The sequence below is a fragment of the Burkholderia sp. BCC0506 genome (assembly GCF_902833145.1).
Lineage (GTDB): Bacteria > Pseudomonadota > Gammaproteobacteria > Burkholderiales > Burkholderiaceae > Burkholderia.
In genome coordinates this window covers 37,974-60,627 of the sequence record NZ_CADFEN010000019.1, presented here as the reverse complement: position 1 = coordinate 60,627, position 22,654 = coordinate 37,974, and the positions used below count along the sequence as shown (strand labels likewise).

Here is a 22,654-nt window from a genome sequence, read left to right as displayed (position 1 = left end):
TGACAAGAAGAACCATTTCTTGATCTCACACCTCGGAGTACTCGATGCCTTTTGCCCTCTACATGCTTGCCCTGGCGGTCTTCGTCATGGGCACTTCAGAATTCATGCTCGCGGGATTGCTCCCCGCGATCGCGACCGAACTTGACGTCTCGGTCGGCACTGCGGGCCTGCTGACCTCCGCATTCGCAGTCGGTATGGTCGTCGGCGCGCCAGTGATGGCGGCATTCGCTCGCCGTTGGCCACCGCGGCTCACATTGATCGTTTGCCTTCTCGTGTTCGCGGGAAGCCACGTCATCGGAGCGATGACACCAGTGTTCTCTCTCCTGCTCATCACCCGGGTGCTCAGCGCTCTCGCAAACGCAGGATTCCTCGCCGTAGCACTGAGCACGGCCACTACCCTCGTGCCAGCGAACCAGAAGGGGCGTGCACTGTCGATCCTGCTCTCCGGCACGACGATCGCAACCGTCGTGGGCGTCCCCGCCGGGGCACTGCTCGGCACAGCGCTGGGCTGGCGAACGACGTTCTGGGCGATCGCCATCCTCTGTATTCCCGCGGCCGTTGGAGTCATTCGTGGCGTCACGAACAATGTTGGTCGGAGCGAGACTAGCGCGACCTCACCAAGGCTCCGTGTCGAGCTCAGCCAGTTGGCGACGCCGCGGCTCATCCTGGCCATGGCACTCGGAGCGCTGATCAACGGAGGGACCTTTGCGGCATTCACCTTCCTGGCACCCATCGTGACCGAGACCGCGGGCTTGGCCGAAGCGTGGGTGTCCGTCGCGCTGGTGATGTTCGGCATCGGATCGTTCCTTGGCGTCACGATCGCAGGACGACTATCAGATCAACGACCTGGCCTCGTGCTCGCAGTCGGCGGACCGCTATTGCTGACAGGCTGGATCGTGTTGGCAGTGGTCGCATCTCATCCCGTTGCGCTTATCGTCCTCGTCCTCGTTCAGGGATTCCTGTCGTTCGGCGTCGGCAGTACTCTGATCACGCGTGTGCTGTATGCAGCATCGGGTGCGCCAACGATGGGCGGTTCGTACGCAACCGCAGCATTGAATATCGGAGCTGCAGCGGGGCCCGTGCTTGGTGCGCTCGGGCTCGCGACCGGGCTGGGGCTGCTCGCGCCGGTTTGGGTCGCTTCGGTGCTGACAGCGATCGCTCTCGTCATCATGCTTCTCACCAGACGCGCGCTTACGAAGACCGCGGCGGAGGCCAATTGATGACCCATCCGAACGCTCTTCTCACTCCTCGTGCCCGTCTCCGGTTAGCTCGGCTGATTGTCGAAGACGGCTATCCGGCCACGATCGCCGCAAAGATGTTCATGGTCTCCCCGATCACTGCCCGGAAATGGGCAGGCCGCTACCGGGAAGAGGGTGAGTTTGGGATGCAGGATCGCTCCAGCAAGCCGCACCGGATCCCAGGCAGGACGCCCGAGCATGTCAAGAAGAAGATCATCAACCTGCGCTGGCGGCTTCGACTGGGGCCAGCCCAGATCGCTGCGCGACTTGGTCTCTCGACGTCGACTGTTCACGCGGTCCTCGTCCGTTGCCGCGTGAACCGCCTCTCGCATATCGATCGTGTCACTGGCGAGCCATTGCGGCGATATGAGCATCCTCATCCGGGATCGTTGATTCATGTCGATGTCACGAAGTTCGGCAACATCCCCGACGGCGGTGGACATCGTTACGTAGGTCGGCAGCAAGGCGCACGGAACAAGCTCGCGACTCCGGGATTACCACGAGGAAAAGATCACAAGCCGCGCACCGGGACGGCGTTCGTTCACACAGTCATCGACGACCACTCCCGCGTCGCATACGCAGAAATCTGGTCGGATGAGCAGGCGAGCACAGCGGTGGGAGTTCTCGAACGCGCCGTGGCCTGGTTCGCCGAACGAGGCGTGACCGTCGAGCGAGTCCTATCCGACAACGGGTCGGCATACAGATCCCACGCATGGAGGGACTTCTGCGCTCGGCTCGGCATCCGACACAAGCGGACACGCCCCTACCGGCCGCAGACGAACGGGAAGATCGAGCGATTCCACCGCACGCTCGGGGACGGCTGGGCCTATGCCAGGTTTTACGGTTCAGAGGCCGAACGACGCCTGGCGCTGCCCGGCTGGCTCCACTTCTACAACCACCACCGACACCACTCTGCGATTGGCGGCGTACCCTTCGACCGACTCAACAACGTCCCTGGACATCACAGCTAGGCTTCCGAAGCTGCCCACTACACTACGAGGCGACCTCGATTGGAGAGATGGCAGAGTGGTCGAATGCACCTGACTTGAAATCAGGCGACGGGCAACCGTCCGTGGGTTCGAATCCCACTCTCTCCGCCACCGGCCCCACGGCTCTAGCGCAGCTATCACTGAAATTCAGTGATACGGCTCGACGCACGCAGGTGCGCGTTCAGAATATGGCGCCAATTTCGTGGACGCAGTGCCAGCCCTCGACCGTTCGTGAGCCTCTCTCGGCTCTAGCGGTAAGGCTTGATGGTAGACACCACTGTCGATCGCTGAGCCTTAGCCAGCTCAGCCCTGCTCTTCTGAATCTCCAGCCGTTCAGCGTTCATGTCGGCCTGAGCCTTCAGCTGCCGCGCACGATCCTTCGCCGCTTTAGCGTTGGCCTTCATTGCCTTGACACGCCTCTCTACGGCATCAAGTGCCAGCTCTTCTAATCTCACGTGACCTCCTTGCTCGACCAGCTATTTAGCCGTCGTCGCCAGGGCTCACATTGCCGCTGCCGATGTCAACCGCGTCGAGGAAGAACCTGCCGACATGAGGCCCTATCACGGCCGAGCCCGCCGCAGCTGACTTGCGCTCAGTGAAGGCATGGACCGGACCATCCGGCGGCTCGCCTGGATGAACATCTCGGCGCTTGGCGCAAGGGTTCGATTCTTCAAGCGAATAACTCCCACTGGTATGCCGGACGGCAGATCAACCGGCAGGACACGCAAAGACTTCGGCGCGTTCCCGAATCGGAGAACTGAACCGTACATGACGGTGAGGAAAGATCCCGTCGCGATCAGCTCGCATCGGACAAGCATGGACATCGTGGTGATCGCTGCCTCCGGGATGGCCAGTCCTTGTCGACCAAATTCGCCCTGAAGATGCGCTGTGACCGCCCCTTCCGTGGGCAGCACCCAGTGATGACGCAGGGTTTCCTCCAGGGAAATCGATCGTCGCTCAGCCAAGGGATGCTGCGATCCCGCGACGACGAACAGCCGATCTTCGAACAGTCCCTCGAAGACCAGGTCGTGGCTCTCCCTGACAGCATGCTCGCGACCGAGACCCAGATCGAGCGACCTGCCGACAACTTCACTCGCCAACTTACCTGACTCGAGCTCTGCGACATGAAACTGCAATCTGGGGCGGTCGCTCCGGACGGTGCCGATGATGCGAGGCAGCAGCCCCGCACACATGGCCGGTGTGCCGCCGATGCGCAGCTCGCCATGGGCTGCGTCGGCCAAGGCACGCAGTTCATTGACGGCCTGACGAAGCTCCTCAAAGACTCCCGTTGCACGACGCAGCAGAACCTCGCCGTGCGGAGTCGGGGCAACGCCGCGATTGGTGCGATCGAATAGCCGCACCCCGAACGCGCCCTCCAGATCTGCGATGGATCGCGACAACGCGGGCTGCGTGAGTCCGATCTCGTTCGCGGCCTTGAGGATGCTGCCCGATCGGGCGACCGCGAGAAGCAGCCGCAGCTCCCGCAGGGTCACGTGCCTGGCGACAGCGTCTGTGGGGCTCATTGGCTATGCTCTGAAAGGTATATAAGATCGACGAGAATCGATACCGCAAGCATAGCTCGCAGTGTAGGCTACCGTCCATCAGTGATGTGAATGGACTCCGTAATGAACCGACGCACCAAGCTCCTCGCTGCCCTGTCCGGCGCAGCTCTCGCTGTGTCCGCAGCCTACGCGCAGGATCCGAAAGACGTCCCGCAAAAGACCGGGGTCACACCCAACGACCTCGTGGTGCGCGGAGTGGACGGCGCGGAGAACCTCGAGTTCATCGTCATCGACGTGAAGTACGAGCCGGGCGGTATCAACCGTCGCCATTACCATCCGGCGGCGGTAACCTTCTATGTACTTTCCGGGACACCGGTGTTCCAGGAAGAGGGCAAGGAACCCGTTACCCTGAAACCCGGTGACAGCCTGCTCGTTCCGGCTGGCACCACACATTCCCATTGGAACCCGAGCCGGACTCAAGGTGTTCGATGGCTGGAATTTATCGTTGCTGAAAGAGGCAAGGGAAAATCCATCCGAAAGCCTTAACAAAGCTGGGCCACTCCAAGGCTCGTCGAAAATCGATCAACCGATCAACCGATCAACATCCTTCTCCCGCGAAGCGCGCTTCCAACAGCGATAGCGTCGTGGCCGTGCGATCCGTCAGCAGTTCACTTCTTCTTTGCAAACCCGGCACGTAGGGCGCCGCTGGCCTGCTCGATCTGCGAGTCGAGTTCGCCTGCTGCCACAGCCTCCTTAACGGCTTCGAGCGCCGCGACCAGATCGCCCATACTGCCGACCTCGATGGCGTTCTTTCCCTTCGCCAACTCGATCCTTGCAGCGCCATAGCGCACTGCGACCACGACCTTCCCAGTCGGCGACTTCCACCACCACGGCTTCACGCGCGTAGCGATCTCGATCTGCTTCCGCTCGCCGGTCTCGCTGTGCTGCACGAACTTGGCACGCTTGGAAGCGTAGATGGGGTCGTTTGCGGGAGAGGGCGAAATCCTACGCTAAGGCTTTGGCCAACGATATTCTCCGGTAAGATTGATGTGTTCCCAGGGGATAGGAGAAGTCGCTTGATATCTAGTATGACGTCTGTCGCACCTGCTTGATCGCGGCCGCGATAGCTAGATCGCGTTGCTCCTCTTCTCCATCCGCGTTCCAAGCTGCGGAAAGGCACCCATAAGCGTACGCCTGGTCGAGCAGGCGACGCGGATCGACGTCCAGCGCACGAGAGAATGCGTCCGCCATCTGTGCAATGCGTCTAGGATCGAGACAAAGGTCGTCTCTGTCAGCCGGATCGTAGAACATATTGGCGGCGCCAAAGCCCACTTCACCGACCAGACCGACGGGATCTATCACCAGCCAGCCGCGACTGGAGAACATGATGTTTTCATGATGCAGATCGCCATGTAGCCCACGCAGTTCCGAGGCATTGCTCATCATTTGATCGGCTATAATCGCCGCGTGGACGTAGTCAGTTTGACAACCTGCGTTTTGATCATCGCGCGCCCGCTGAAACAAAGCTGCAAAGCGATCCCGGATCGGGAGAAGGGCAGAAGGCAGGGGTTCCTCAGATGCGGCATACAGCTTCGCCATTAGTTCCGCTGCAATTTCGGTCGCCTGGTAGTCGCCGTGCTCGGCAACGATGTGAGAGAGCATTCGCTCCCCGGCATATTCGAGCAACATCAGATTGTTCTCACGACCGAGCAACCGGACTGCTCCCCTCCCATTGCGCCATACCAGATAGTCGGCCCCGCGCAGTTCATCAGCAATGTCTTCTATAGGTTTCAATCCCTTGACGATTGCAGGAGTCCCGTCTGGCAATGAAACTTTCCAAACGAGGCTGGAAAAGGTGTCCGCAATGAGAACAGGTTGCGAAACGTGCCAATGAGCAGGAAAAACAGGCGGCATGAACATCAACCCCAAGTCAGAGGGTCCAATCGCAGATAGAAGGCAAGGCGTTCGCGGTCGGGGGCTTCGATCCCCAATACATTGAATAGGACAGCGAAGGCGCGCTCTGCTTCATCTGGCGCTGCCCAGTTCTCTTCGGCGTTAGCAATCATGAGTGCCAAATCGGCATAGCGATCTGCTGTTCCGAGCCGCCCAAGGTCGATCAGACCCGTGCATTGAAGAGTTTTAGGGTCCACCATGAAGTTCGGCATGCAGGGATCACCATGGCAAACAACCATATCGGTGCGCTCTTGGTCGAGCCGCACCGGTAGCTCTCGTTCGACACGAGCCAAAAGATCGAGCTGCGGCGTACTCTTGTCCTCGTCCGGTAAGAAGTCGGGATTGACGGCATTGCGGGACACCACATCAACGGCGCGTCCGAACATTCGCGACAGCCTGCGCTCAAACGGACATTGATCAACCGATAGGCTGTGAACAGCGCCAAGTTGCTGCCCCATTGACGGCCACGCTTTGAGCAAATCCGCTCCAGACAGATCAGCCGCCGGTACTCCCGGAATTGCCGTTATCACCAAGCATGCACCCTCCTGTTCCTCCTGCCAGTTGATCACCTCGGGGCAAGCCACACCTCGACCTTTGAGCCAAATGAGGCGGTCACGCTCTCCAGCGAGCTCACCGCGGCGGGAAGCAGGTGCGATTTTCGCGAAGGCATGCCCGTCACCACGTCGAAAAACAAAATCACCAGATTCTCCGCCTCTGACAGGCAACCAGTCAGAATGCGATTCACCAAAAAAAATATTAGTTCGATTCAATGGAGGTTCCTTCAGTTTTCTGATGAAGCGCGGAGGTGGCTCAACCTGCGAAAAGAAACGAGTTGCTACGTAAGTCCGAGAACATGCTTTCCATGGTCTCTGAGCTCGCCTTTGGGACCGACATATCGGTAGAGAGTGACGCGCTCGATGCCGAGTTCCTTGCAGAGATCGGAAACTGAAGTATCGCGCTGGGCCATGGCGGCTTGCGCGAGACGCACCTGAGCTTTGGTGAGCGCGAATTTTCGTCCGCCCTTGCGACCGCGCGCTCTCGCGGAGGCGAGACCCGCCATGGTGCGCTCTCGGATCAGATCCCGCTCGAACTCGGCCAAGGTGGCGAAGATTCCGAACACCATGCGACCGGACGCAGTCGTGGTGTCGATCTGAGCGCCCTTTCCAGTCAGAACCCGCAGGCCGATCTTGCGGTCTGACAGCTCCTTCACCGTGTTGACCAGATGGGCAAGCGATCGTCCGAGGCGATCGAGCTTCCAGACCACCAGCACATCGCCGTCACGCAATGACTTGAGGCAGGCAGTCAAGCCAGGGCGATCATCACGACCGCCGGAAGCAAGATCATCATAGATATTGTCCCGTTCGACACCTGCGGCGCGCAAGGCGTCGTGCTGCAGGTCGAGAGACTGCGAGCCATCGGCTTTGGAGACGCGGGCATATCCGATCAGCATGTATCACAAACGTTGGTTTGAGGCGGCGCTTCGGCCACGATTGCATTGACCTCTGGAAATGTATCTCAACCAGCTTCATAAACAAAGCGTCTTGAACGCTATCAGATTTTGAAAAAGGAACATGTATGCCGCGTCGCGTCACTCTAACCGATCGGCAGAAAGACGCGCTGTTGCGCTTGCCGACTTCACAGACGGATTTGCTCAAGCACTATACGCTGAGTGATGAAGACCTTGGGCATATCAGGCTGCGTCGGCGCGCTCACAACAGGTTCGGCTTCGCCCTGCAATTGTGTGTCCTGCGCTATCCCGGCCGGGTGCTGGCTCCAGGCGAACTGATCCCTGCAGAGGTCATCGAATTTATCGGAGCGCAGCTTGGCCTGGGTGCCGACGATCTCGTAGACTATGCTGCCCGCGAGGAAACACGGCACGAGCATCTTGCCGAGTTACGGGGGCTCTACGGCTTCCGCACCTTCTCCGGACGTGGTGCGAGCGAGCTGAAGGAATGGTTGTTCCGAGAAGCCGAGATGGCGGTGTCGAACGAGGATATCGCCCGTCGCTTCGTAGCCGAGTGCCGACGCACCCGCACTGTCCTTCCCGCGACATCCACGATCGAGCGGCTTTGTGCCGCGGCTCTCGTCGATGCCGAGCGACGCATCGAGACGAGGATCGCCAGTCGGCTGCCTATGTCGATCCGAGAACAGTTGCTGGCATTGCTCGAGGAGACGGCTGATGATCGGGTGACCCGTTTTGTGTGGCTGCGCCAGTTCGAGCCTGGCTCGAACTCTTCGTCGGCCAACCGGCTGCTCGACCGGCTCGAATATCTGCAACGCATCGATCTCCCCGAGGATCTGCTTGCCGGCGTTCCTGCCCATCGGGTGACTCGTCTGCGCAGGCAGGGTGAACGGTATTATGCCGACGGCATGCGCGATCTCCCGGAGGACAGGCGGCTTGCGATCTTGGCTGTTTGCGTCTCGGAATGGCAGGCGATGTTGGCCGACGCAGTGGTCGAAACCCACGACCGGATCGTCGGCCGTCTCTACCGTGCTTCGGAGCGTATTTGCCATGCAAAGGTCGCAGACGAAGCGGGGGTGGTGCGTGACACCCTGAAATCCTTCGCCGAGATCGGGGGCGCCCTGGTCGATGCACAGGATGATGGCCAGCCGCTGGGCGATGTCATCGCGAGTGGGTCAGGGTGGGACGGCTTAAAAACCCTTGTTGCAATGGCAACCAGGCTGACCGCCACCATGGCCGACGATCCGCTCAATCATGTGCTCGACGGTTATCACCGCTTCCGCCGATACGCTCCACGCATGTTGCGCCTGCTCGATCTGCGAGCTGCGCCCGTTGCACTGCCGCTTCTGGAAGCGGTGACGGCCCTTCGTACCGGTTTGAACGATGCCGCGATGACCAGCTTCTTGCGGCCCAGCTCGAAATGGCATCGCCACCTTCGGGCCCAGAGGGCTGGCGACGCTCGCCTATGGGAGATCGCGGTGCTGTTCCATCTGCGCGATGCGTTCCGCTCCGGAGATGTCTGGCTTACTAGGTCCCGGCGCTATGGCGATCTGAAACACGCACTCGTTCCGGCACAATCCATCGCGGAAGGCGGTCGTCTCGCTGTGCCATTGCGGCCGGAGGAATGGCTGGCAGACCGGCAAGCTCGCCTCGACATGCGGTTGCGCGAGCTTGGCCGTGCCGCTCGCGCAGGCACGATCCCGGGCGGGTCGATTGAAAACGGCGTTCTGCATATCGAGAAACTCGAAGCCGCCGCGCCGACAGGCGCCGAAGATCTGGTGCTCGATCTCTACAAGCAGATCCCGCCCACGCGCATCACCGATCTCCTGCTGGAGGTGGATGCGGCGACCGGCTTCACCGAAGCGTTCACCCATCTGCGCACAGGAGCACCCTGCGCTGACCGGATCGGGCTAATGAACGTTATCTTGGCGGAAGGGATCAACCTCGGCTTGCGCAAAATGGCGGATGCGACAAACACCCACACCTTCTGGGAATTGATCCGCATTGGACGGTGGCATGTCGAGGGCGAAGCCTATGACCGGGCGCTGGCCATGGTGGTCGAGGCACAGGCAGCGTTACCCATGGCCCGGTTCTGGGGCATGGGCACGTCGGCTTCGAGCGACGGACAGTTCTTCGTCGCTACAGAGCAAGGTGAGGCCATGAACCTGGTCAACGCGAAATATGGCAATACCCCGGGCCTGAAAGCCTATAGCCACGTCTCCGACCAATATGCGCCGTTCGCAACCCAGGTGATTCCTGCAACGGCAAGCGAAGCGCCTTACATCCTCGATGGCCTGCTGATGAACGATGCTGGACGCCATATCCGCGAGCAGTTCACCGACACGGGCGGCTTCACCGATCACGTCTTTGCCGCATGTGCCATTCTCGGCTACCGGTTCGCTCCGCGCATCCGCGACCTGCCATCCAAACGGCTCTACGCGTTCAATCCGTCGGCCGCCCCGGCGCACCTGCGAGCGTTGATCGGCGGAAAGGTCAACCAAGCCATGATCGAGCGCAATTGGCCCGACATCCTGCGCATCGCCGCCACCATTGCTGCCGGGACCGTCGCGCCAAGCCAGATTCTGCGGAAACTCGCCTCCTATCCGCGGCAGAACGAGCTCGCGACAGCCCTGCGGGAAGTCGGTCGCGTCGAGCGCACCCTGTTCATGATCGACTGGATTCTGGATGCCGAACTCCAACGGCGTGCCCAGATCGGGCTCAACAAAGGCGAAGCTCATCATGCGCTGAAGCGGGCAATCAGCTTCCACCGCCGCGGTGAAATCCGCGACCGTTCCGCCGAAGGCCAGCATTACCGCATCGCCGGCATGAATCTGCTCGCCGCCATCATCATCTTCTGGAACACCATGAAGCTCGGCGAGGTCGTTGCAAACCAGAAACGCGATGGAAAGCTGCTATCGCCCGATCTCTTGGCCCATGTTTCGCCGCTCGGATGGGAACACATCAATCTCACCGGAGAATATCGCTGGCCAAAGCCTTAGCGTAGGATTCCGCCCCCTCCCGCAAACGACCCCTAGATGCTGCCTTCGGCCGCTGCATTGGCTGCAGCGATCTGGTCCGCGATCTTCCCAGTCAGCTTCGCCCTACGCAGAACCATCGGCGACTTCTTCTCGGCGTGAGCCGCAACCAGCTTCAGCTTCGACAGTGCACTCATTTCCTACTCCAGTTGTTGAACGTGTAGGACGAGTGTGCTTTCGGTCAGCGTACGAGGTCGACCGGTTTTTGCCGCATTTCAGCGGTGAAAACCAAAGACTTGCATAACTATAGATATGAGCACCCTGCCAACTGCCACACACTCGCGAGCCGCAATCAAGCTGCGCTCCGACGTACGGCAGTGGCTTCTTGACGCAACGCCGGCGGTGACGGAGCACACTGCCCACTACGCAGTGACCCTTACGTTCGACATCAATCGGATGTACGCCATGACTCCATCAGGAGAGCTTGCGCACGACGCCAAGATCGCATGGGCAAAGCGCGCCTTTGCCAAGTTCCGCCGTCGCCTCGATCACGCGATCCTCGGCAATGCCGCAAGCCGCTTCAACCGCGAACTCACGTACATCCCGATGATCGAGGGGCAAGGCGCAAAGCAGCAGCTTCACTATCACTGCGTGATTGTCACGCCGGCCAGGGTCTCTACACAGCAGCTTGCAGCAGAGGCAAAGCGGGCCTGGATGCAGACGGGGATTGGCGGGCATCAGATCGATGTGCAGCCCATGTACGACACGGGTTGGCTCTCGTACATCGCCAAAGAGGCATGGACAGTCAAGCGCGAGACGGTCGACTTCGACAACGTCCGCCTTGCCGCACGTCCGCAGCGTTGCTGAACACGGTTCCTTCGCTGGCCTGCGTGAAGCCGTACAGGCTTCAATTCCCATAGGCATGGCGTCGATTTCAGGTCCGCAGGTCAGCACCGACTTACACAGAACGCGGGGAGTGCAACGCGCAGCGCGCAATGCATGGGACAGCAGTTGCGACACGCTGTAGGAGGCCTACAGCAAGCGATCACGGCGCTGCGAGTACATGGGTAGCGAGAAGCGTGTGCGAACGCTTGTAGGGGCTGCTACAGCGCGCCGTCCAAATTGTGGGACCTAGACGACGACGCTTGAGCGTGCACCAGAACCAAAGCTAATCGCAGTTCTCATTGGTTCCGCAGTAAGCGTCCGGCCAACCCATCTTGACGACGGGCCGTCTGCTCAGCCCGAGGCGCCCGGCGGCCGCCACCGATGCGGCAGTAGCTCGTTGATCCGGCTCGCCGGGTGCGTTGGCAGCCTGGCCAACACGTCCTTGAGGTAGGCGTACGGGTCGTGCCCGTTGAGCTTGGCCGAGTGCACCAGGCTCATCACCGCCGCGGCCCGCTTGCCGGCGCGCAAGCTCCCGGCGAACAGCCAGTTCTGCCGCCCCAGCGCGATCGGCCGGATGCGGTTCTCCACCCAGTTGTTGTCGATCGGCAGTTCGCCGTCGTCGAGGTAGCGCGTCAGCGCCGCCCAGCGCTTGAGGCTGTAGTCGATGGCGCGGGCCGTGGCCGAGCCGTCGGGCACCTTCTGCCGCTGTTGCCGTAGCCACTGGTGCAGCGCGTCGGCGACTTGGCGTGACCGTCGTCGTCGGCCCTCCAGCCGACCCGCGATGTCCAGGTTCGCGACTTCGCGCTCCACCTCGTACAGCTCACCGAAGAACTTCAGCGCCTGCTCGCCCACCACGCTTTGGTGGTTGGCCCACAGCTCGTGGAACTTACGCCGCGCGTGCGCCATGCAGCCCGCCTCGGTGACGCCCAGCTCGAACAGCGCTTTGTAGCCACTGAAGTCGTCGGTGACCAGGCTGCCTTGCCAGCCGGGTTGGCTGGCGCTGCCGGGCAGGCCCAGGAAGTCGCGCACATGCTGCCCGCCGCGCGTCTCGGCGAAGTCGAATACCACCGCCTGCACGCTGCTGGTCTGCGTCGTGCAGTAGCTCCACAGGTAGGCGCGGTGCGTCTTGCCGTGGCCCGGCTTGAGCATCGCCACCGGCGTCTCGTCGGCGTGCAGCACGCGCTCGCGCAGCAGTTCCTCGTCGGCCACTGAGCGATGCTCCAGCCCGGTTTCGGTGGCAATGTCCTGCGCGGCCTGCGTCAGTTCCCGATTGCGCAGCGTCGCCAGCAGGTTGCGCGCCAGGATCACCCGCTGGCCGCGCCGCTCGGCCAGTCCCTGTTTGGCCAGGAAATCTGCCCGATTCTGTAGCGCGTCCTTGACCTCGCTGCCAAAGCCAAAATCTCCAAATCTCTTGCCGCCACCGATCAACTGCTGATCCAGCCAGGTAGCCCCGATCACGTGAGCCTGCCGCTCGATGGGCAGGTGCGATTTCAACTCCACGGCCACGCCGCCCAGGCGCTGCGCGTCATACTGATGCCCGCGTGCGGGCAGATCGTCCGGCACCTTCCACAGCCCCTCGGCCACACGCTCCACGATACCGGCCCGGCGCAGGGCTTCCAGCCGACGGACATGGGCCGCAACGACTTCCTGCGGATCGCGGCCGGCCTGCGCCTGACCTTGTGCAATCGCCAGGTGATGATCGGTGCGATACAGCCCATCGCTCGCCAGCGCGGCGATGTTCCTGTCCGCCGTCCGCACCTCGGCGGAACCGTGCACTTCCACCACAGCGCCGGTCGGGTAGTTGCCGGGTGCGTCGCGGGCGTTGAGCGCGACATAGTGGGCCTTGCCATCCACGCCGTCGATGATCAGATAGCCCCGGTCGAGCAGTTCGTCGGCCAGCCCCTTGGCGGCCACCCGGCCGATGACGGTTCGGCCGTCCTCACCTGGCTCGAAGACAGCCAGCTCGCGCGGCTGGCCGCTCATGGCCCGTTGCATGGTGCGGATGATGTCGCCGCGCTCGCCCATCGCGCGCAGCGTTGGTTCCGCGTCGGCATGAACGGCCCACACACCAGGCTGGCTTTCACTCGCTAGTCCCATGCGCTGCAAGCGTTGCAGGCGGCCAACCAGCAGCAGGCGCTGGCGTTGCAGCCGGGGTTCGTTGAAGTGTTCGACATGCACCAGGCCGTCCGCCGCTTCACGCTGTAGGGTACGGTCCAACCCCGTCCACCGTTCCTGTTCCACCTCGCGCGCCATGCTGCGCTGGATCTCCAGCTCGGTGCGAGGCCCGAGCCATTCGGTGGCGAGTTCGGCGGCACGTTCGCGCATGCCGCGCGTGATGTACTCCTGCGAGATGATGAGGTCTTTGCCGGTGTCGTCCTTGCCGCGCAAGACGACATGGGTGTGCGGGTTGTCGGTGTTCCAGTGATCGACGGCAACCCAATCGAGTCTCGTGCCCAAATCGGCTTCCATGCGGGTCATCAGGTCGCGGGTGTAGCGCCGCAGGTCTTCCAGCTCGGCGGCATCTTCCGGCGAGACGATGAAGCGGAACTGGTGACGGTCCTCGCGGCCACGTTCCTCGAAGGCGGCCAGGTCGGCGTCGTCGGTGGTCGTGCTGTACGCCTGCCCCGGCTCGCCGTCGCGGCCGACGCCTTCGCGCTCGATGTCCGGCGTCGTCCATCCATCCGGCCGGAAAGCGCTCATTCTCTTTCCCTGAATGCCCGCAACGCCCGCGACAGGGACAGAAGGAACAGGCCGGTCAAACCGAGCGCCGCGATGACCCAATGCTCGCCGAGGAAAGCACCGGCGGTTGTGCCGGCCAGCACGACAGCGAGGATGGGCAGGTGGCAGGGGCAAGTCAGCACAGCCAGTCCGCCCCACAGGTAGCCGGTGATCGGTTTGTGCGTCTCGGACGGCAAGCGCTCGGGGTTGTTCATGGCAGACTCTCCGCGTGCTGTGCCGGCTCGGTCGGCAGGGTGGCCAACTGCACTTCCAGATCGGCCAACGCTTCGCGCCGACGCTCGACGAACTGACGCAGCAGGGCAAGCTGCGCGGCCGCTTCGTCGCCGTCCGCCGCATCCAGCGCCCGGCACAGCCGCGCCAGCGCGTCGAGGCCGATGCCCGCCTCGAAGGCCGCCCGCACGAAGCACAGCCGTTGCAAGGCGGCGTCATCGAACAAGCCGTAGCCGCCTGGTGTGCACGCCACCGGGCGCAGCAATCCGCGCAGCAGGTAGTCGCGCACGATATGCACGCTCACCCCGGCATCAAGAGCCAGCCGGGACACCGTGTAGGCGTTCATTGAACACCTCCTTTTTCTCACCCGGCGCAGCAGGAAAGCTGCTTCACATCCTTGTTGAAGGTCTGCGCCGCGAGCTTCAACCCCTCGACCATCGTCAGGTAGGGGAACAACTGGTCGGCCAGTTCCTGCACCGTCATGCGGTTGCGAATGGCCAGAGCCGCCGTCTGGATCAGTTCACCCGCTTCCGGCGCGACCGCCTGTACGCCGATCAGCCGATGGCTGCCTTCCTCGATAACCAACTTGATGAAGCCGCGTGTGTCGAAGTTGGCGAGCGCACGCGGCACGTTGTCCAAGGTCAAGGTGCGGCTGTCGGTCTCGATCCCGTCGTGGTGGGCTTCCGCCTCGCTGTAGCCCACGGTCGCCACTTGCGGATCGGTGAACACCACGGCCGGCATTGCGGTCAGGTCGAGCGCCGCATCGCCGCCGGTCATGTTGATCGCGGCACGGGTGCCGGCCGCTGCCGCCACATAGACGAACTGCGGCTGGTCGGTGCAGTCGCCGGCCGCGTAGATGTTCGGGTTGCTCGTGCGCATGCCTTGGTCGATGACGATGGCACCTTGCGCATTGACAGTGACCCCCGCTGCGTCCAGCGCGAGGCTGCGCGTGTTCGGTGTCCGACCGGTGGCAACCAGCAGTTTGTCGGCGCGCAATTCACCGTGCGTGGTGGTCAGCACGAATTCACCGTCCATATGGGCGACCTGGCTGGCTTGCGTGTGCTCCAGCACCTCGATGCCCTCGGCACGGAAAGCGGCTGTCACCGCCTCGCCGATGGCCGGGTCTTCACGGAAGAACAAGGTATTGCGCGCCAGGACCGTGACCTTGCTGCCCAGCCGGGCAAAGGCTTGCGCCAGCTCCAGCGCCACCACCGACGAGCCGATTACGGCAAGGCGTTCGGGAATGGTGTCGCTCGCCAGGGCCTCGGTGGAAGTCCAGTAGGGTGACTCTTTCAACCCCGGAATCGGCGGGACCGCCGGGCTGGCACCCGTGGCGACCAGGCAGCGGTCGAACATCACGACGCGCTCGCCACCCTCGTTCAAACGGACGGTAAGGCTCTGGTCGTCCTTGAAGCGCGCCTCACCGTGCACAACGGTGATGGCCGGATTACCGCCCAGGATGCCTTCGTACTTGGCGTGCCGCAGTTCGTCGACGCGGGCCTGCTGCTGGGCCAGCAGCTTACTGCGGTCAATCGTAGGCACAGTTGCCGCAATACCGCCATCGAACGGGCTTTCCCGGCGCAGATGGGCGATGTGGGCGGCGCGGATCATGATCTTGGACGGCACACAGCCGACATTGACGCAGGTGCCGCCGATGGTGCCGCGCTCGATCAGCGTGACCTGCGCGCCTTGCTCGACGGCCTTCAGCGCCGCCGCCATCGCGGCTCCACCGCTGCCAATGACCGCTACCTGCACCGGGGGCTCGTTGCCACTGTGCTTTTCGGCGGCGGCCATCCATCCCCGCACCTTGTCGAGCAGTCCGACGCGGTTGTCCGCCAGTGGCGCATCGGCTAGCGTTGCCTTGTAGCCCAGTCCGGCCACGGCGGCAGTCAGCGCGTCCGGCGATGTGCCCGGCACGATGGCGAGTTGCGCTGTGCCCTTCGGATAGGACACCAGCGCCGACTGCACGCCTGGCACTTTTTCCAGCGCTTCCTTGACGTGCGCCGCGCACGAGTCGCAAGTCATGCCGGTGATTTTTAGATGGGTCATGCAACAGATCCTTTATCGTTTGTGGCGCCAGACAATGACGTCCGTTGTGCTGCGGTGCCGTTTTCAGTGACTCACTGCTTGACGCTGGACGGATAGCCCGCGTCTGCGGTTGCCTTGGTCAGCTTCTGCACGCTGGTCTTGGCATCGTCGAAGGTGACGACCGCTTGGCGTGTCTCGAAAGTCACGTCAACTTTGCTGACGCCTTCGACCTTGGAAATCGCCTTCTTGACAGTGATCGGGCAGGCGGAGCAGGTCATGCCCGGTACGGACAGCGTGACGGTCTGGGTGGCGGCCCAGACGGGGGCAACAACGGCGGCGAGGGCGAGGGAGGCAAACAGTTTCTTCATGGTGAACTCCGATCAGTAGAAAAATGGCATGACGTAGGGAAATCCGAGCGCGACCAGAACCAGCGCGGCCACGATCCAGAAAATGAGCTTGTAAGTAGCTCGCACTTGGGGAATCGCGCAGACCTCACCCGGTTTGCAGGCCGCTGCCTGCCGGTAGATGCGCCGCCAGGCGAAGAACAACGCCACCAGCGCCACGCCGATAAAGATGGGGCGATAGGGTTCCAACACCGCCAAGTTGCCGATCCAAGCGCCGCTGAACCCCAAGGCGATCAGAACCAACGGCCCGAGGCAGCAAGCCGAGGCGAGGATGGCGGCAAGCCCTCCAGTGAAGAGCGCGCCGCGCCCGGTTTTTGGTTCAGACATGCGCTTGTCCTTTCGAATTGAAATTGGATAGCGTAACCTTACTTCCGTACTCATGTACGGAGTCAAGCGATATGGAAAACAATTTGGAGAACCTGACCATTGGCGTTTTCGCCAAGGCGGCCGGGGTCAATGTGGAGACCATCCGTTTCTATCAGCGCAAGGGCTTGTTGCTGGAGCCTGACAAGCCCTATGGCAGCATCCGCCGCTATGGCGAGGCGGATGTAACGCGGGTGCGCTTCGTGAAATCAGCCCAGCGGCTGGGCTTCAGCCTGGATGAGATCGCCGAGCTGCTGCGGCTGGAGGATGGCACCCATTGCGAGGAAGCCAGCAGTCTGGCCGAGCACAAGCTCAAGGACGTGCGCGAGAAAATGGCTGACCTGGCGCGCATGGAGGCCGTGCTGTCTGAGTTGGTGTGCGCCTGCCATGCGCGAAGGGGGAACGTTTCCTGCCCGCTGATCGCGTCACTACAGGGTGGAGCAAGCTTGGCAGGTTCGGCTATGCCTTAGCGTGCTTTATTTTCCGTTTTCTGAGACGACCCCTTAGAAAGCCTAGTCAAAGAGCTGTCACGAGAACACCGTTAGCTTAGCGTACGATTTTTTCCGAATTCTGCGGTTCCCCCTTGTGGATCGTTTGGGGACAAAACGCCGGCTGGTGACAGTTGAGGGGCGTTTCTTGACACTTGGGGGGCAGCGCACCCCGGCGCGATGCTGACAGATGAGGGGCCGGCCTCGAAATCGGCCGGCTGGAGCCGCGCCGGAGGCCGTCGAGGCGGCCTATGTGCTTGATCGGGCTGGCTTTATCCACAGAAGTTGTGGATAAGCCTGTTGGCAAGGCCCTTGCCGTACTGACACTTGAGGGGCGGGGGTGCTGACAGATGAGGGGCGCGATCCTTGACACTTGACGGGCAGACTATTGACCCTTGAGGGGCTTATCCATTGACACTTGAGGGGCGGCCCTTCGAGCCTTTTCCTTGGCGTATCAACGGCTTGCGCGCGTTTTCCGGTCAAGCTAACCGGCTTTTAACCCTTCATAACCTTTATATTAAACCTAGTTGTTATAACCGGGTGTCGAAAAAAGCGGCAAACCGGCCCAAGGTGCCCCGCAGAATGATCGGCCGCCGAAGGGGGTGCCCCCCCTTCTCGATCCCACCCGGCCGCTAAAGCGGCCTCCCATCCCCCCAGGGGCGTTGCCCCTCGGCCTACGGCCTTCACCCCAAGAATGGAGCGCCTACGGCGCTACGGCTGACCATAGCCAGGCGCAAGCGCCTGGCAGAAGTTCGTGCTCTTCCAAAGGGGGCCAAGGCCCCCTCTGGACTCCCCAACTGTCAAGGCCGCGGTGACTCCTGCGCCGTCGCCAAGTCGGAAGATGGCTCCAGCTCGAAGGCCGCAAGGTTGAACGCCAAGGGAGGGGTCGGCCTGCCAGGCCCAGGGCGTGATTGCGCCCCTCAAGTGTCAAGAAGCGGGGGAATTCAGTCGTCCGCGTCGTCGTGCAGGATCGTCTCGTAGTCCTGCCCGCCGTAGAACACGCCGATGATGGAAACCAGATCGCCGGCCACATCGAAGGCGATCACGGCGCGCTTGCGGTAGTTCGTGATGCGCAGGCCGGGCCGCACATCGTCGCGCATGGTGCCGCGCAGTGGAAACGTGCGCAGGCTTTCGCAGTAGGTGACGATTGCCTCGGTGTAGCGAGCGGCAACGTCAGGCGACGCCGCCGCCGCGATGTAGCGGTACAGCTCGGCAAGCTGCTCTTCGGCCTCGGGCGAGAAGACGACCGCGTAGCTCATTGCGCCTTCGCATGCTCGGCGGCCAGGCGGGCGCGCACCTGGTCGGCGGTGACGGCTCGGGAGGGATCGGCTTTCAGGGCGTCATACGCCGGGCCGACCTGGTTGTGAAGCCAGGACTCGACGGCGCGATCACGCGCGAGTAGCGCACGCAGGCCGTCGCGGATGACCTCGCTTTCGCTCGCGTACTCCCCGGTCTTGACCTTCGTTTTCACCACGTCGGCCATGTCGTTCGGCAGGGTGATGCTCAGTTGCTGGGTGGTTCGCATGGCGGCCTCCATTCGGTTCAATAGGATTCAATCCTATCACTCCAAGGGGGCGAAGTCCAGTTTAGCGGCTAAAGTTTAGCTAAAGTGCTTGACAGGTTAGGACATTTTGTCCTAATATACGTCTTGAAGGCCGGGCATGTCGCCCAGGTCAACTACCGGAGAGTTCCGATGAACACCCAAGACCAACCCGTCACCGCTTCCCTGGTCGCCGAGGCCCAGCGCCTCGACTTCTTGCCTACCTACTTCGGCCCGCGCCTGATGATGCGCGGCGAGGCCCTTGTGTACGCCTGGCTGCGCCGGCTCTGCGAACGCTACAACGGCGCGTATTGGCACTACTACACCCTGTCGGACGGCGGTTTCTACCTGGCCCCCGACCTGGCCGAGCGCCTGGAGATCGAGGTAGACGGCAACGGCTTCCGGGGCGAACTGTCGGCCGACGCCGCCGGCATTGTCGCAACCCTGTTCGCGCTCGGCCAGCTCGCGGCCGAGATCGCCGGCACGGACGCGGCCGACGCCCTGATCGACCGCTATCACTTCCTGCGCGGCTTCGCGGCCGGCCACCCCGAGGCCGCTGCGATCTACCGGGCTATTGACTGATGAGGGGCGGCCCCGGCTCCGGCCGGGGCTGCACCAGGAGCACGTCAAGCGATGGCGAAGCGAACAAAGCAACCGGCCCAGACGGGCCAGGACTGGAGCGCGCCGGCGGCCGAGCTGCTGGCCGAGCTGCCGGCAGACCGTGACGGCCTGCTGGCTGCGGCCGTTGCGGCCGTGGTGGAGATCGACGCGGCTGTCATGCGCGGCGACGGGGCGGCGGCCGAGCTGGCCGGCGACCGATACGAGGCGATCATCTGGAAGCTGAACGGCGGCACGAACTTCGGGTGCATGGCCGACGACGAGGCCGCCGGCCGCGTCATCGAGCGGCATTGCGCTGCGGTGCCGGGGGACGTGCCCTTGTGGGGCCAGCGCGGCCAGTTCCTGGCCGTGGCGGGCGACGTGCGCGCCCTGGTGGAGTACGAGGCCGGTTATGGCGGGCCGCTCAACGCGCATTTTCAGTTCCACGCGGTTGACCTGGACAGGCCGTTTATCTCGGCGACGGGCTATCGCTCGCACTTCGACACGGCGCGGGGCTGCATGACCGTGGACGAGGTTGCGCGCGGCATCCTGACGGCCATGCTGGCCGAGAAGAAGCGGCCGGTGTTGATCGAGGCCAACTACCGCGACCGCTTGGCCGACGCTCCCCTGCCCGATTGGCTGGCCGGCCTGGTGCCGCCGGCGCGGCGCGAGCCGGCGACCGTGACGATCCCGCCGGGCTTCGTCTTGGTCGATGTGGTGCTGCCGGCGCACAAGGCGTTCATCGCGCGGCGCTGGGCGGCCGAGGCGGCGGGCAAGGTCAAGGCGGCCAGGGCCGCCAGGTCGAACGCCAAGGGAAAGGCCGGGGGCCGCGAGCGAGATCCCGCATCGGCGGAAACGGCGATGCGCTGCAGCACCGCCAAAGCTGACGATTGCAAGGCCGAGGCTGGGCCTGTATCGCCAGAAGCGACGATGCCGGGCGCAGGCGAAGCATCCTGCAGCACCGCCAGGAATGGCGATGCAGGCCCGGCCGACCTGGTGGAGTTCACGCCCGCACCAGGCCAACGGTGCGAGATCGTGAGCGTCCACCATCCGGTGTTCGCCAAGGAGATCGGCAAGCGCGTCATCATCGTGAAGGTGCATCCAGACACCCGCCAGGTGTGGGCGCATGACGACCGGCCGGTGACATACAAGACCAACCGCGCGGGCCGCCGTGTGGTGGATTCAGACCCGAGCTGCATTCAGTCGATCTACGGATTCGACCAACTGCGGCTTATCACGTGACCAGGAGAAGAAACGAATGACGAACGACGCCAATATCCGGCTGGAGTGCTTGAAGCCGGCCGAGCGGTGGGCGCAGCCGAGCGGCGAAGAGGTGCGCGAGGTGCTGCGCCTGGCGGGCCTCACCGGCGGCAAAGCCGCGAAGGTGCTGGGCCTCGGCCCGAAGGGCGACCGGACGATCCGGCGATGGGTGGGCGAGGACACGCCGATCCCTTATGCCGCGTGGGCGCTGCTGTGCGACTACGCCGGCCTCGGGCTGATCTGGAAAGAGGTTTGACGCCAGGGAAAGAGGCTTTAGCGGCTAAAGTGCTAGGCATCGGACTACGGTAAAGCGAAAATAGTTTAGCTAAAGTGCTTGACAGGCTAGGACATTTTGTCCTAATATAGCACTTGAAGGCCGGGCATTCCGCCCAGGTCGATTACCGGAGAGGTTCCGATGAGCAAGAACAAGATCATGCCTTGGGTTGACGCCCTGCCGAATGTGGAAGCCACCGACTTCCAAGCCCGCCGCGACCAGATCGAGGCCACGATGGCCGAGGCGGCCGAGCTGGTGAAGCAGGCGGAAGAGCTGCGCGGCAAAGCCTATTTCGCCGCCTTGAGCCTGGAGGCCAGTGCCAAGGGCGAATGGTCGAGCCAAGCGGTCGAGCAGGCCAAGCGCAGCGTCGGCTGGTAAGGGAAGGCGGCCCGGCTTCGGCCGGGTCATCAACGGAACGCCAAGAGGAAACAGTCCCATGAGCAAAGGCAAGATCGAGATCATCGAGACGTGCTGCCGGCGCTGCGGCAAGAGCATCCGAACCTTGAGCCACACCATCATCGGCGCCGATGATGCCCGCGAGAAGTTCGGCAGCATCTGCGGCGGCTGCATCACGCCGGAGGAAGATAACGAGCTGACGGAAATGCTGCTGGCGGCGGCCGTGCGACGCATGAGCGGAGCGACGCTGCAATGACGGCATTCCACACGTTCGACGGCCCCAGGTGGAGGAACGCCCCGGAGTGATCCGGGGCGCTTGGCCTGGTGCTGGCACACCGTAACCATGCTTCCGAGTGGGAGCATCCAGCATTCAACACGTAACCGCGTGGAGGGTCAAGCCATGTCCAACATCGTCAAGTTCCCCAGGGCGAGCAAGCCGCCGGCTCCCGAGCCGGTGCAGCCTGCCGCGCCCGCTGCTGCGCCTGCCGCACCCAAGGCCGAAGGCCGGGGCCTGGTGGCCGGCCTGGTCAAGTTCGTATGGGTGGCGACCGTGCTGGTCTGGCCGGTGCTCAAGTGGGTGCTGGCGATCATCACCTTCTTCCAGTTCGTGCGGATGCTCTACCACTGGAACACGCCTGGCGTGTATGCCGGCTGGTCGTTCCTGGCGTACTTCGCGGCACTGACCGCGATCACCTACTTCGTTTCGATCTACAAACCGAAAGGGCTTTGACATGGCAAAGCAGACCCTCCCCTACCCGCCTGGCTTCGTGGAGCCGACCACTGGCCGCGTGGCCGTCATGGTGCGCGAGTACGCGGACAGCGACTTGAACGGCGACGCGCCGGCCTACTGGTACAGCGCGCAATCCGAAGAATGGGGCCTTGACCCCTGGCGTCTCGTGGAGGGCGTCGATCCGCACGTGGGCGGCGGTTCCTTCGACGTGTGCTTTGCCAGCGGCGGCACGCGCACCGTAGGCCCGCTGATGACGTTCTTCCTGAGTGCCGCCCATGCGGCACAGCTCATTGACGCCAAGGGGGAAGAGTTGGCCTTGCAGCGCGCCACCCTGGCCGTCATCGCGGACGGGCTGGGCCTGCCTGCCAAGGCGCTGCGCATCGAGGCGAAGGTGGAGGGCCGGCCGGCCGTGTTCTACGACCAGGACGGGGCCACGCTTTGCGCGTGCGCGGTGGATTCCGACCACTGGCGACAGGCGCGGGCGACGGCCGCAACGGCATCGGCCATCGACAAGGCGCGAACAAATTTTTAGCCGCTAAAACGCTTGACGGCTTCGCATGGTTTAGCTAAACTTCTGCACATGGTCGGCGGCTGGCACCGCCATTTGTTCAACAAACCGGG

27 protein-coding genes, 1 tRNA gene and 2 pseudogenes are annotated in these 22,654 nt (G+C 62.8%); 14 read left to right on the top strand and 16 right to left on the bottom strand.

Features of this window, described 5'->3' with window-relative positions:
- The first annotated feature begins 44 nt into the window (after positions 1–44).
- From cmx to HWX62_RS31090, 3 genes are all read left to right on the top strand, one after another.
- Positions 45–1,220 carry a chloramphenicol efflux MFS transporter Cmx gene (gene cmx, locus HWX62_RS31100; protein ID WP_005297378.1) on the top strand — a complete coding sequence of 392 codons (1,176 nt, stop codon included), beginning with the start codon at positions 45–47 and terminating at the stop codon, positions 1,218–1,220.
- On the top strand, positions 1,220–2,209 hold the full coding sequence (locus HWX62_RS31095) for an IS481-like element IS5564 family transposase (protein WP_167380529.1): 990 nt from the start codon (positions 1,220–1,222) through the stop codon (positions 2,207–2,209). Before cmx ends, HWX62_RS31095 begins: the two co-directional genes overlap by 1 nt.
- Positions 2,210–2,250: 41 nt before the next feature.
- Positions 2,251–2,338, top strand: a tRNA-Ser gene (locus tag HWX62_RS31090).
- Between the two features lie 137 nt (positions 2,339–2,475).
- Here the strand turns inward: HWX62_RS31090 and HWX62_RS31085 are convergent.
- Together HWX62_RS31085 and HWX62_RS31080 are read right to left on the bottom strand one after the other, a co-directional pair.
- Positions 2,476–2,682: a hypothetical protein gene (locus HWX62_RS31085; protein ID WP_175985320.1), complete on the bottom strand. Its 207-nt coding sequence runs from the start codon at positions 2,680–2,682 to the stop codon at positions 2,476–2,478.
- A 105-nt stretch (positions 2,683–2,787) separates the two neighbouring features.
- Positions 2,788–3,750 carry a LysR family transcriptional regulator gene (locus tag HWX62_RS31080; protein ID WP_006122519.1) on the bottom strand — a complete coding sequence of 321 codons (963 nt, stop codon included), beginning with the start codon at positions 3,748–3,750 and terminating at the stop codon, positions 2,788–2,790.
- Positions 3,751–3,852: 102 nt separating this feature from the next.
- Here HWX62_RS31080 and HWX62_RS31075 point away from each other — a divergent pair, with 102 nt between their 5' ends.
- Complete coding sequence (locus HWX62_RS31075) at positions 3,853–4,275, top strand: cupin domain-containing protein (protein WP_010890121.1); 423 nt, start codon at positions 3,853–3,855, stop codon at positions 4,273–4,275.
- Positions 4,276–4,397: 122 nt separating this feature from the next.
- Here the strand turns inward: HWX62_RS31075 and HWX62_RS31070 are convergent, their stop codons facing one another.
- From HWX62_RS31070 to HWX62_RS31055, 4 genes are all read right to left on the bottom strand, one after another.
- Positions 4,398–4,706 carry a DUF6641 family protein gene (locus HWX62_RS31070; protein WP_347879948.1) on the bottom strand — a complete coding sequence of 103 codons (309 nt, stop codon included), beginning with the start codon at positions 4,704–4,706 and terminating at the stop codon, positions 4,398–4,400.
- A 106-nt stretch (positions 4,707–4,812) separates the two neighbouring features.
- Positions 4,813–5,649 carry an aminoglycoside O-phosphotransferase APH(6)-Id gene (locus tag HWX62_RS31065; RefSeq protein ID WP_000480968.1) on the bottom strand — a complete coding sequence of 279 codons (837 nt, stop codon included), beginning with the start codon at positions 5,647–5,649 and terminating at the stop codon, positions 4,813–4,815.
- Positions 5,649–6,452 (bottom strand): aminoglycoside O-phosphotransferase APH(3'')-Ib, encoded by an 804-nt coding sequence (gene aph(3'')-Ib / locus HWX62_RS31060; protein ID WP_001082319.1) that lies wholly within the window; start codon positions 6,450–6,452, stop codon positions 5,649–5,651. The genes HWX62_RS31065 and aph(3'')-Ib overlap by 1 nt, the downstream gene beginning before the upstream one ends.
- Before the next feature lie 65 nt (positions 6,453–6,517).
- Positions 6,518–7,132: a recombinase family protein gene (locus HWX62_RS31055; RefSeq protein WP_000904906.1), complete on the bottom strand. Its 615-nt coding sequence runs from the start codon at positions 7,130–7,132 to the stop codon at positions 6,518–6,520.
- 125 nt (positions 7,133–7,257) lie between these two features.
- On the opposite strand from HWX62_RS31055, the gene HWX62_RS31050 reads away from it, so the two are divergent.
- Complete coding sequence (locus HWX62_RS31050) at positions 7,258–10,143, top strand: Tn3 family transposase (protein WP_001138082.1); 2,886 nt, start codon at positions 7,258–7,260, stop codon at positions 10,141–10,143.
- 32 nt (positions 10,144–10,175) lie between these two features.
- Here HWX62_RS31050 and HWX62_RS31045 read toward each other — a convergent pair whose 3' ends face one another.
- On the bottom strand, positions 10,176–10,316 hold the full coding sequence (locus HWX62_RS31045) for a hypothetical protein (protein ID WP_175985317.1): 141 nt from the start codon (positions 10,314–10,316) through the stop codon (positions 10,176–10,178).
- Positions 10,317–10,584: 268 nt separating this feature from the next.
- On the opposite strand from HWX62_RS31045, the gene HWX62_RS31040 reads away from it, so the two are divergent.
- Positions 10,585–10,986 (top strand): hypothetical protein, encoded by a 402-nt coding sequence (locus HWX62_RS31040; protein ID WP_208458655.1) that lies wholly within the window; start codon positions 10,585–10,587, stop codon positions 10,984–10,986.
- Positions 10,987–11,355: 369 nt separating this feature from the next.
- Here HWX62_RS31040 and HWX62_RS31035 read toward each other — a convergent pair.
- From HWX62_RS31035 to merT, 7 genes and pseudogenes are all read right to left on the bottom strand, one after another.
- Positions 11,356–12,255: pseudogene (locus HWX62_RS31035) on the bottom strand (IS66 family transposase); the annotation flags it as partial.
- Positions 12,256–13,101: pseudogene (locus HWX62_RS33150) on the bottom strand (DUF3363 domain-containing protein); the annotation flags it as partial.
- 599 nt (positions 13,102–13,700) lie between these two features.
- Positions 13,701–13,937, bottom strand: coding sequence for a broad-spectrum mercury transporter MerE (merE, locus tag HWX62_RS31025; RefSeq protein ID WP_003132004.1), 237 nt, complete (start codon positions 13,935–13,937; stop codon positions 13,701–13,703).
- On the bottom strand, positions 13,934–14,299 hold the full coding sequence (merD, locus tag HWX62_RS31020) for a mercury resistance co-regulator MerD (protein WP_000995360.1): 366 nt from the start codon (positions 14,297–14,299) through the stop codon (positions 13,934–13,936). Before merD ends, merE begins: the two co-directional genes overlap by 4 nt.
- A gap of 17 nt (positions 14,300–14,316) precedes the next feature.
- Positions 14,317–16,002 carry a mercury(II) reductase gene (gene merA / locus HWX62_RS31015; protein ID WP_003156770.1) on the bottom strand — a complete coding sequence of 562 codons (1,686 nt, stop codon included), beginning with the start codon at positions 16,000–16,002 and terminating at the stop codon, positions 14,317–14,319.
- A 71-nt stretch (positions 16,003–16,073) separates the two neighbouring features.
- A complete protein-coding gene (merP, locus tag HWX62_RS31010) occupies positions 16,074–16,349 on the bottom strand; it encodes a mercury resistance system periplasmic binding protein MerP (RefSeq protein ID WP_003131987.1) in 276 nt (91 codons plus the stop codon).
- A gap of 12 nt (positions 16,350–16,361) precedes the next feature.
- Positions 16,362–16,712 carry a mercuric ion transporter MerT gene (gene merT / locus HWX62_RS31005; RefSeq protein ID WP_003131974.1) on the bottom strand — a complete coding sequence of 117 codons (351 nt, stop codon included), beginning with the start codon at positions 16,710–16,712 and terminating at the stop codon, positions 16,362–16,364.
- A gap of 71 nt (positions 16,713–16,783) precedes the next feature.
- Between merT and HWX62_RS31000 the strand changes: the two genes are divergently transcribed.
- On the top strand, positions 16,784–17,218 hold the full coding sequence (locus HWX62_RS31000) for a mercury resistance transcriptional regulator MerR (protein ID WP_003131969.1): 435 nt from the start codon (positions 16,784–16,786) through the stop codon (positions 17,216–17,218).
- A 962-nt stretch (positions 17,219–18,180) separates the two neighbouring features.
- Here the strand turns inward: HWX62_RS31000 and HWX62_RS30995 are convergent.
- Complete coding sequence (locus HWX62_RS30995; protein ID WP_010890153.1) at positions 18,181–18,495, bottom strand: type II toxin-antitoxin system RelE/ParE family toxin; 315 nt, start codon at positions 18,493–18,495, stop codon at positions 18,181–18,183.
- Positions 18,492–18,761, bottom strand: a complete 270-nt coding sequence (locus HWX62_RS30990) for a type II toxin-antitoxin system ParD family antitoxin (protein ID WP_001260984.1) — start codon at positions 18,759–18,761, stop codon at positions 18,492–18,494. The genes HWX62_RS30995 and HWX62_RS30990 overlap by 4 nt, the downstream gene beginning before the upstream one ends.
- Positions 18,762–18,929: 168 nt before the next feature.
- Here HWX62_RS30990 and HWX62_RS30985 point away from each other — a divergent pair, with 168 nt between their 5' ends.
- The 7 genes from HWX62_RS30985 (at position 18,930) to HWX62_RS30955 (ending at position 22,565) form a co-directional block, all read left to right on the top strand.
- Complete coding sequence (locus tag HWX62_RS30985) at positions 18,930–19,358, top strand: antirestriction protein (RefSeq protein ID WP_001095942.1); 429 nt, start codon at positions 18,930–18,932, stop codon at positions 19,356–19,358.
- Positions 19,359–19,409: 51 nt separating this feature from the next.
- Positions 19,410–20,615 (top strand): protein KlcB, encoded by a 1,206-nt coding sequence (locus tag HWX62_RS30980; RefSeq protein ID WP_010890116.1) that lies wholly within the window; start codon positions 19,410–19,412, stop codon positions 20,613–20,615.
- A 16-nt stretch (positions 20,616–20,631) separates the two neighbouring features.
- The gene (gene korC, locus HWX62_RS30975; protein ID WP_010890115.1) at positions 20,632–20,889 is read left to right on the top strand and encodes a transcriptional repressor KorC; all 258 of its coding nucleotides are present in this window, start codon (positions 20,632–20,634) and stop codon (positions 20,887–20,889) included.
- Positions 20,890–21,048: 159 nt separating this feature from the next.
- A complete protein-coding gene (gene kleA, locus HWX62_RS30970; protein WP_000041932.1) occupies positions 21,049–21,285 on the top strand; it encodes a stable inheritance protein KleA in 237 nt (78 codons plus the stop codon).
- Positions 21,286–21,343: 58 nt separating this feature from the next.
- Positions 21,344–21,559 carry a DUF2688 domain-containing protein gene (locus HWX62_RS30965; RefSeq protein ID WP_010890114.1) on the top strand — a complete coding sequence of 72 codons (216 nt, stop codon included), beginning with the start codon at positions 21,344–21,346 and terminating at the stop codon, positions 21,557–21,559.
- A 144-nt stretch (positions 21,560–21,703) separates the two neighbouring features.
- Complete coding sequence (kleE, locus tag HWX62_RS30960; RefSeq protein WP_010890113.1) at positions 21,704–22,033, top strand: KleE stable inheritance protein; 330 nt, start codon at positions 21,704–21,706, stop codon at positions 22,031–22,033.
- Between the two features lies 1 nt (position 22,034).
- Positions 22,035–22,565, top strand: coding sequence for a DUF2761 domain-containing protein (locus HWX62_RS30955; RefSeq protein WP_010890112.1), 531 nt, complete (start codon positions 22,035–22,037; stop codon positions 22,563–22,565).
- Positions 22,566–22,654: the final 89 nt, after the last annotated feature.

Coding starts and splice junctions, on each gene's coding strand:
- cmx (WP_005297378.1), top strand. CDS start 45: ATGCCTTTTGCCCTCTACATGCTTGCCCTGGCGGTCTTCGTCATGGGC.
- HWX62_RS31095 (WP_167380529.1), top strand. CDS start 1,220: ATGACCCATCCGAACGCTCTTCTCACTCCTCGTGCCCGTCTCCGGTTA.
- HWX62_RS31080 (WP_006122519.1), bottom strand. CDS start 3,750: ATGAGCCCCACAGACGCTGTCGCCAGGCACGTGACCCTGCGGGAGCTG.
- HWX62_RS31075 (WP_010890121.1), top strand. CDS start 3,853: ATGAACCGACGCACCAAGCTCCTCGCTGCCCTGTCCGGCGCAGCTCTC.
- HWX62_RS31065 (WP_000480968.1), bottom strand. CDS start 5,649: ATGTTCATGCCGCCTGTTTTTCCTGCTCATTGGCACGTTTCGCAACCT.
- HWX62_RS31055 (WP_000904906.1), bottom strand. CDS start 7,132: ATGCTGATCGGATATGCCCGCGTCTCCAAAGCCGATGGCTCGCAGTCT.
- HWX62_RS31050 (WP_001138082.1), top strand. CDS start 7,258: ATGCCGCGTCGCGTCACTCTAACCGATCGGCAGAAAGACGCGCTGTTG.
- HWX62_RS31045 (WP_175985317.1), bottom strand. CDS start 10,316: ATGAGTGCACTGTCGAAGCTGAAGCTGGTTGCGGCTCACGCCGAGAAG.
- HWX62_RS31040 (WP_208458655.1), top strand. CDS start 10,585: ATGACTCCATCAGGAGAGCTTGCGCACGACGCCAAGATCGCATGGGCA.
- merE (WP_003132004.1), bottom strand. CDS start 13,937: ATGAACAACCCCGAGCGCTTGCCGTCCGAGACGCACAAACCGATCACC.
- merD (WP_000995360.1), bottom strand. CDS start 14,299: ATGAACGCCTACACGGTGTCCCGGCTGGCTCTTGATGCCGGGGTGAGC.
- merA (WP_003156770.1), bottom strand. CDS start 16,002: ATGACCCATCTAAAAATCACCGGCATGACTTGCGACTCGTGCGCGGCG.
- merP (WP_003131987.1), bottom strand. CDS start 16,349: ATGAAGAAACTGTTTGCCTCCCTCGCCCTCGCCGCCGTTGTTGCCCCC.
- merT (WP_003131974.1), bottom strand. CDS start 16,712: ATGTCTGAACCAAAAACCGGGCGCGGCGCGCTCTTCACTGGAGGGCTT.
- HWX62_RS31000 (WP_003131969.1), top strand. CDS start 16,784: ATGGAAAACAATTTGGAGAACCTGACCATTGGCGTTTTCGCCAAGGCG.
- HWX62_RS30995 (WP_010890153.1), bottom strand. CDS start 18,495: ATGAGCTACGCGGTCGTCTTCTCGCCCGAGGCCGAAGAGCAGCTTGCC.
- HWX62_RS30990 (WP_001260984.1), bottom strand. CDS start 18,761: ATGCGAACCACCCAGCAACTGAGCATCACCCTGCCGAACGACATGGCC.
- HWX62_RS30985 (WP_001095942.1), top strand. CDS start 18,930: ATGAACACCCAAGACCAACCCGTCACCGCTTCCCTGGTCGCCGAGGCC.
- HWX62_RS30980 (WP_010890116.1), top strand. CDS start 19,410: ATGGCGAAGCGAACAAAGCAACCGGCCCAGACGGGCCAGGACTGGAGC.
- korC (WP_010890115.1), top strand. CDS start 20,632: ATGACGAACGACGCCAATATCCGGCTGGAGTGCTTGAAGCCGGCCGAG.
- kleA (WP_000041932.1), top strand. CDS start 21,049: ATGAGCAAGAACAAGATCATGCCTTGGGTTGACGCCCTGCCGAATGTG.
- HWX62_RS30965 (WP_010890114.1), top strand. CDS start 21,344: ATGAGCAAAGGCAAGATCGAGATCATCGAGACGTGCTGCCGGCGCTGC.
- kleE (WP_010890113.1), top strand. CDS start 21,704: ATGTCCAACATCGTCAAGTTCCCCAGGGCGAGCAAGCCGCCGGCTCCC.
- HWX62_RS30955 (WP_010890112.1), top strand. CDS start 22,035: ATGGCAAAGCAGACCCTCCCCTACCCGCCTGGCTTCGTGGAGCCGACC.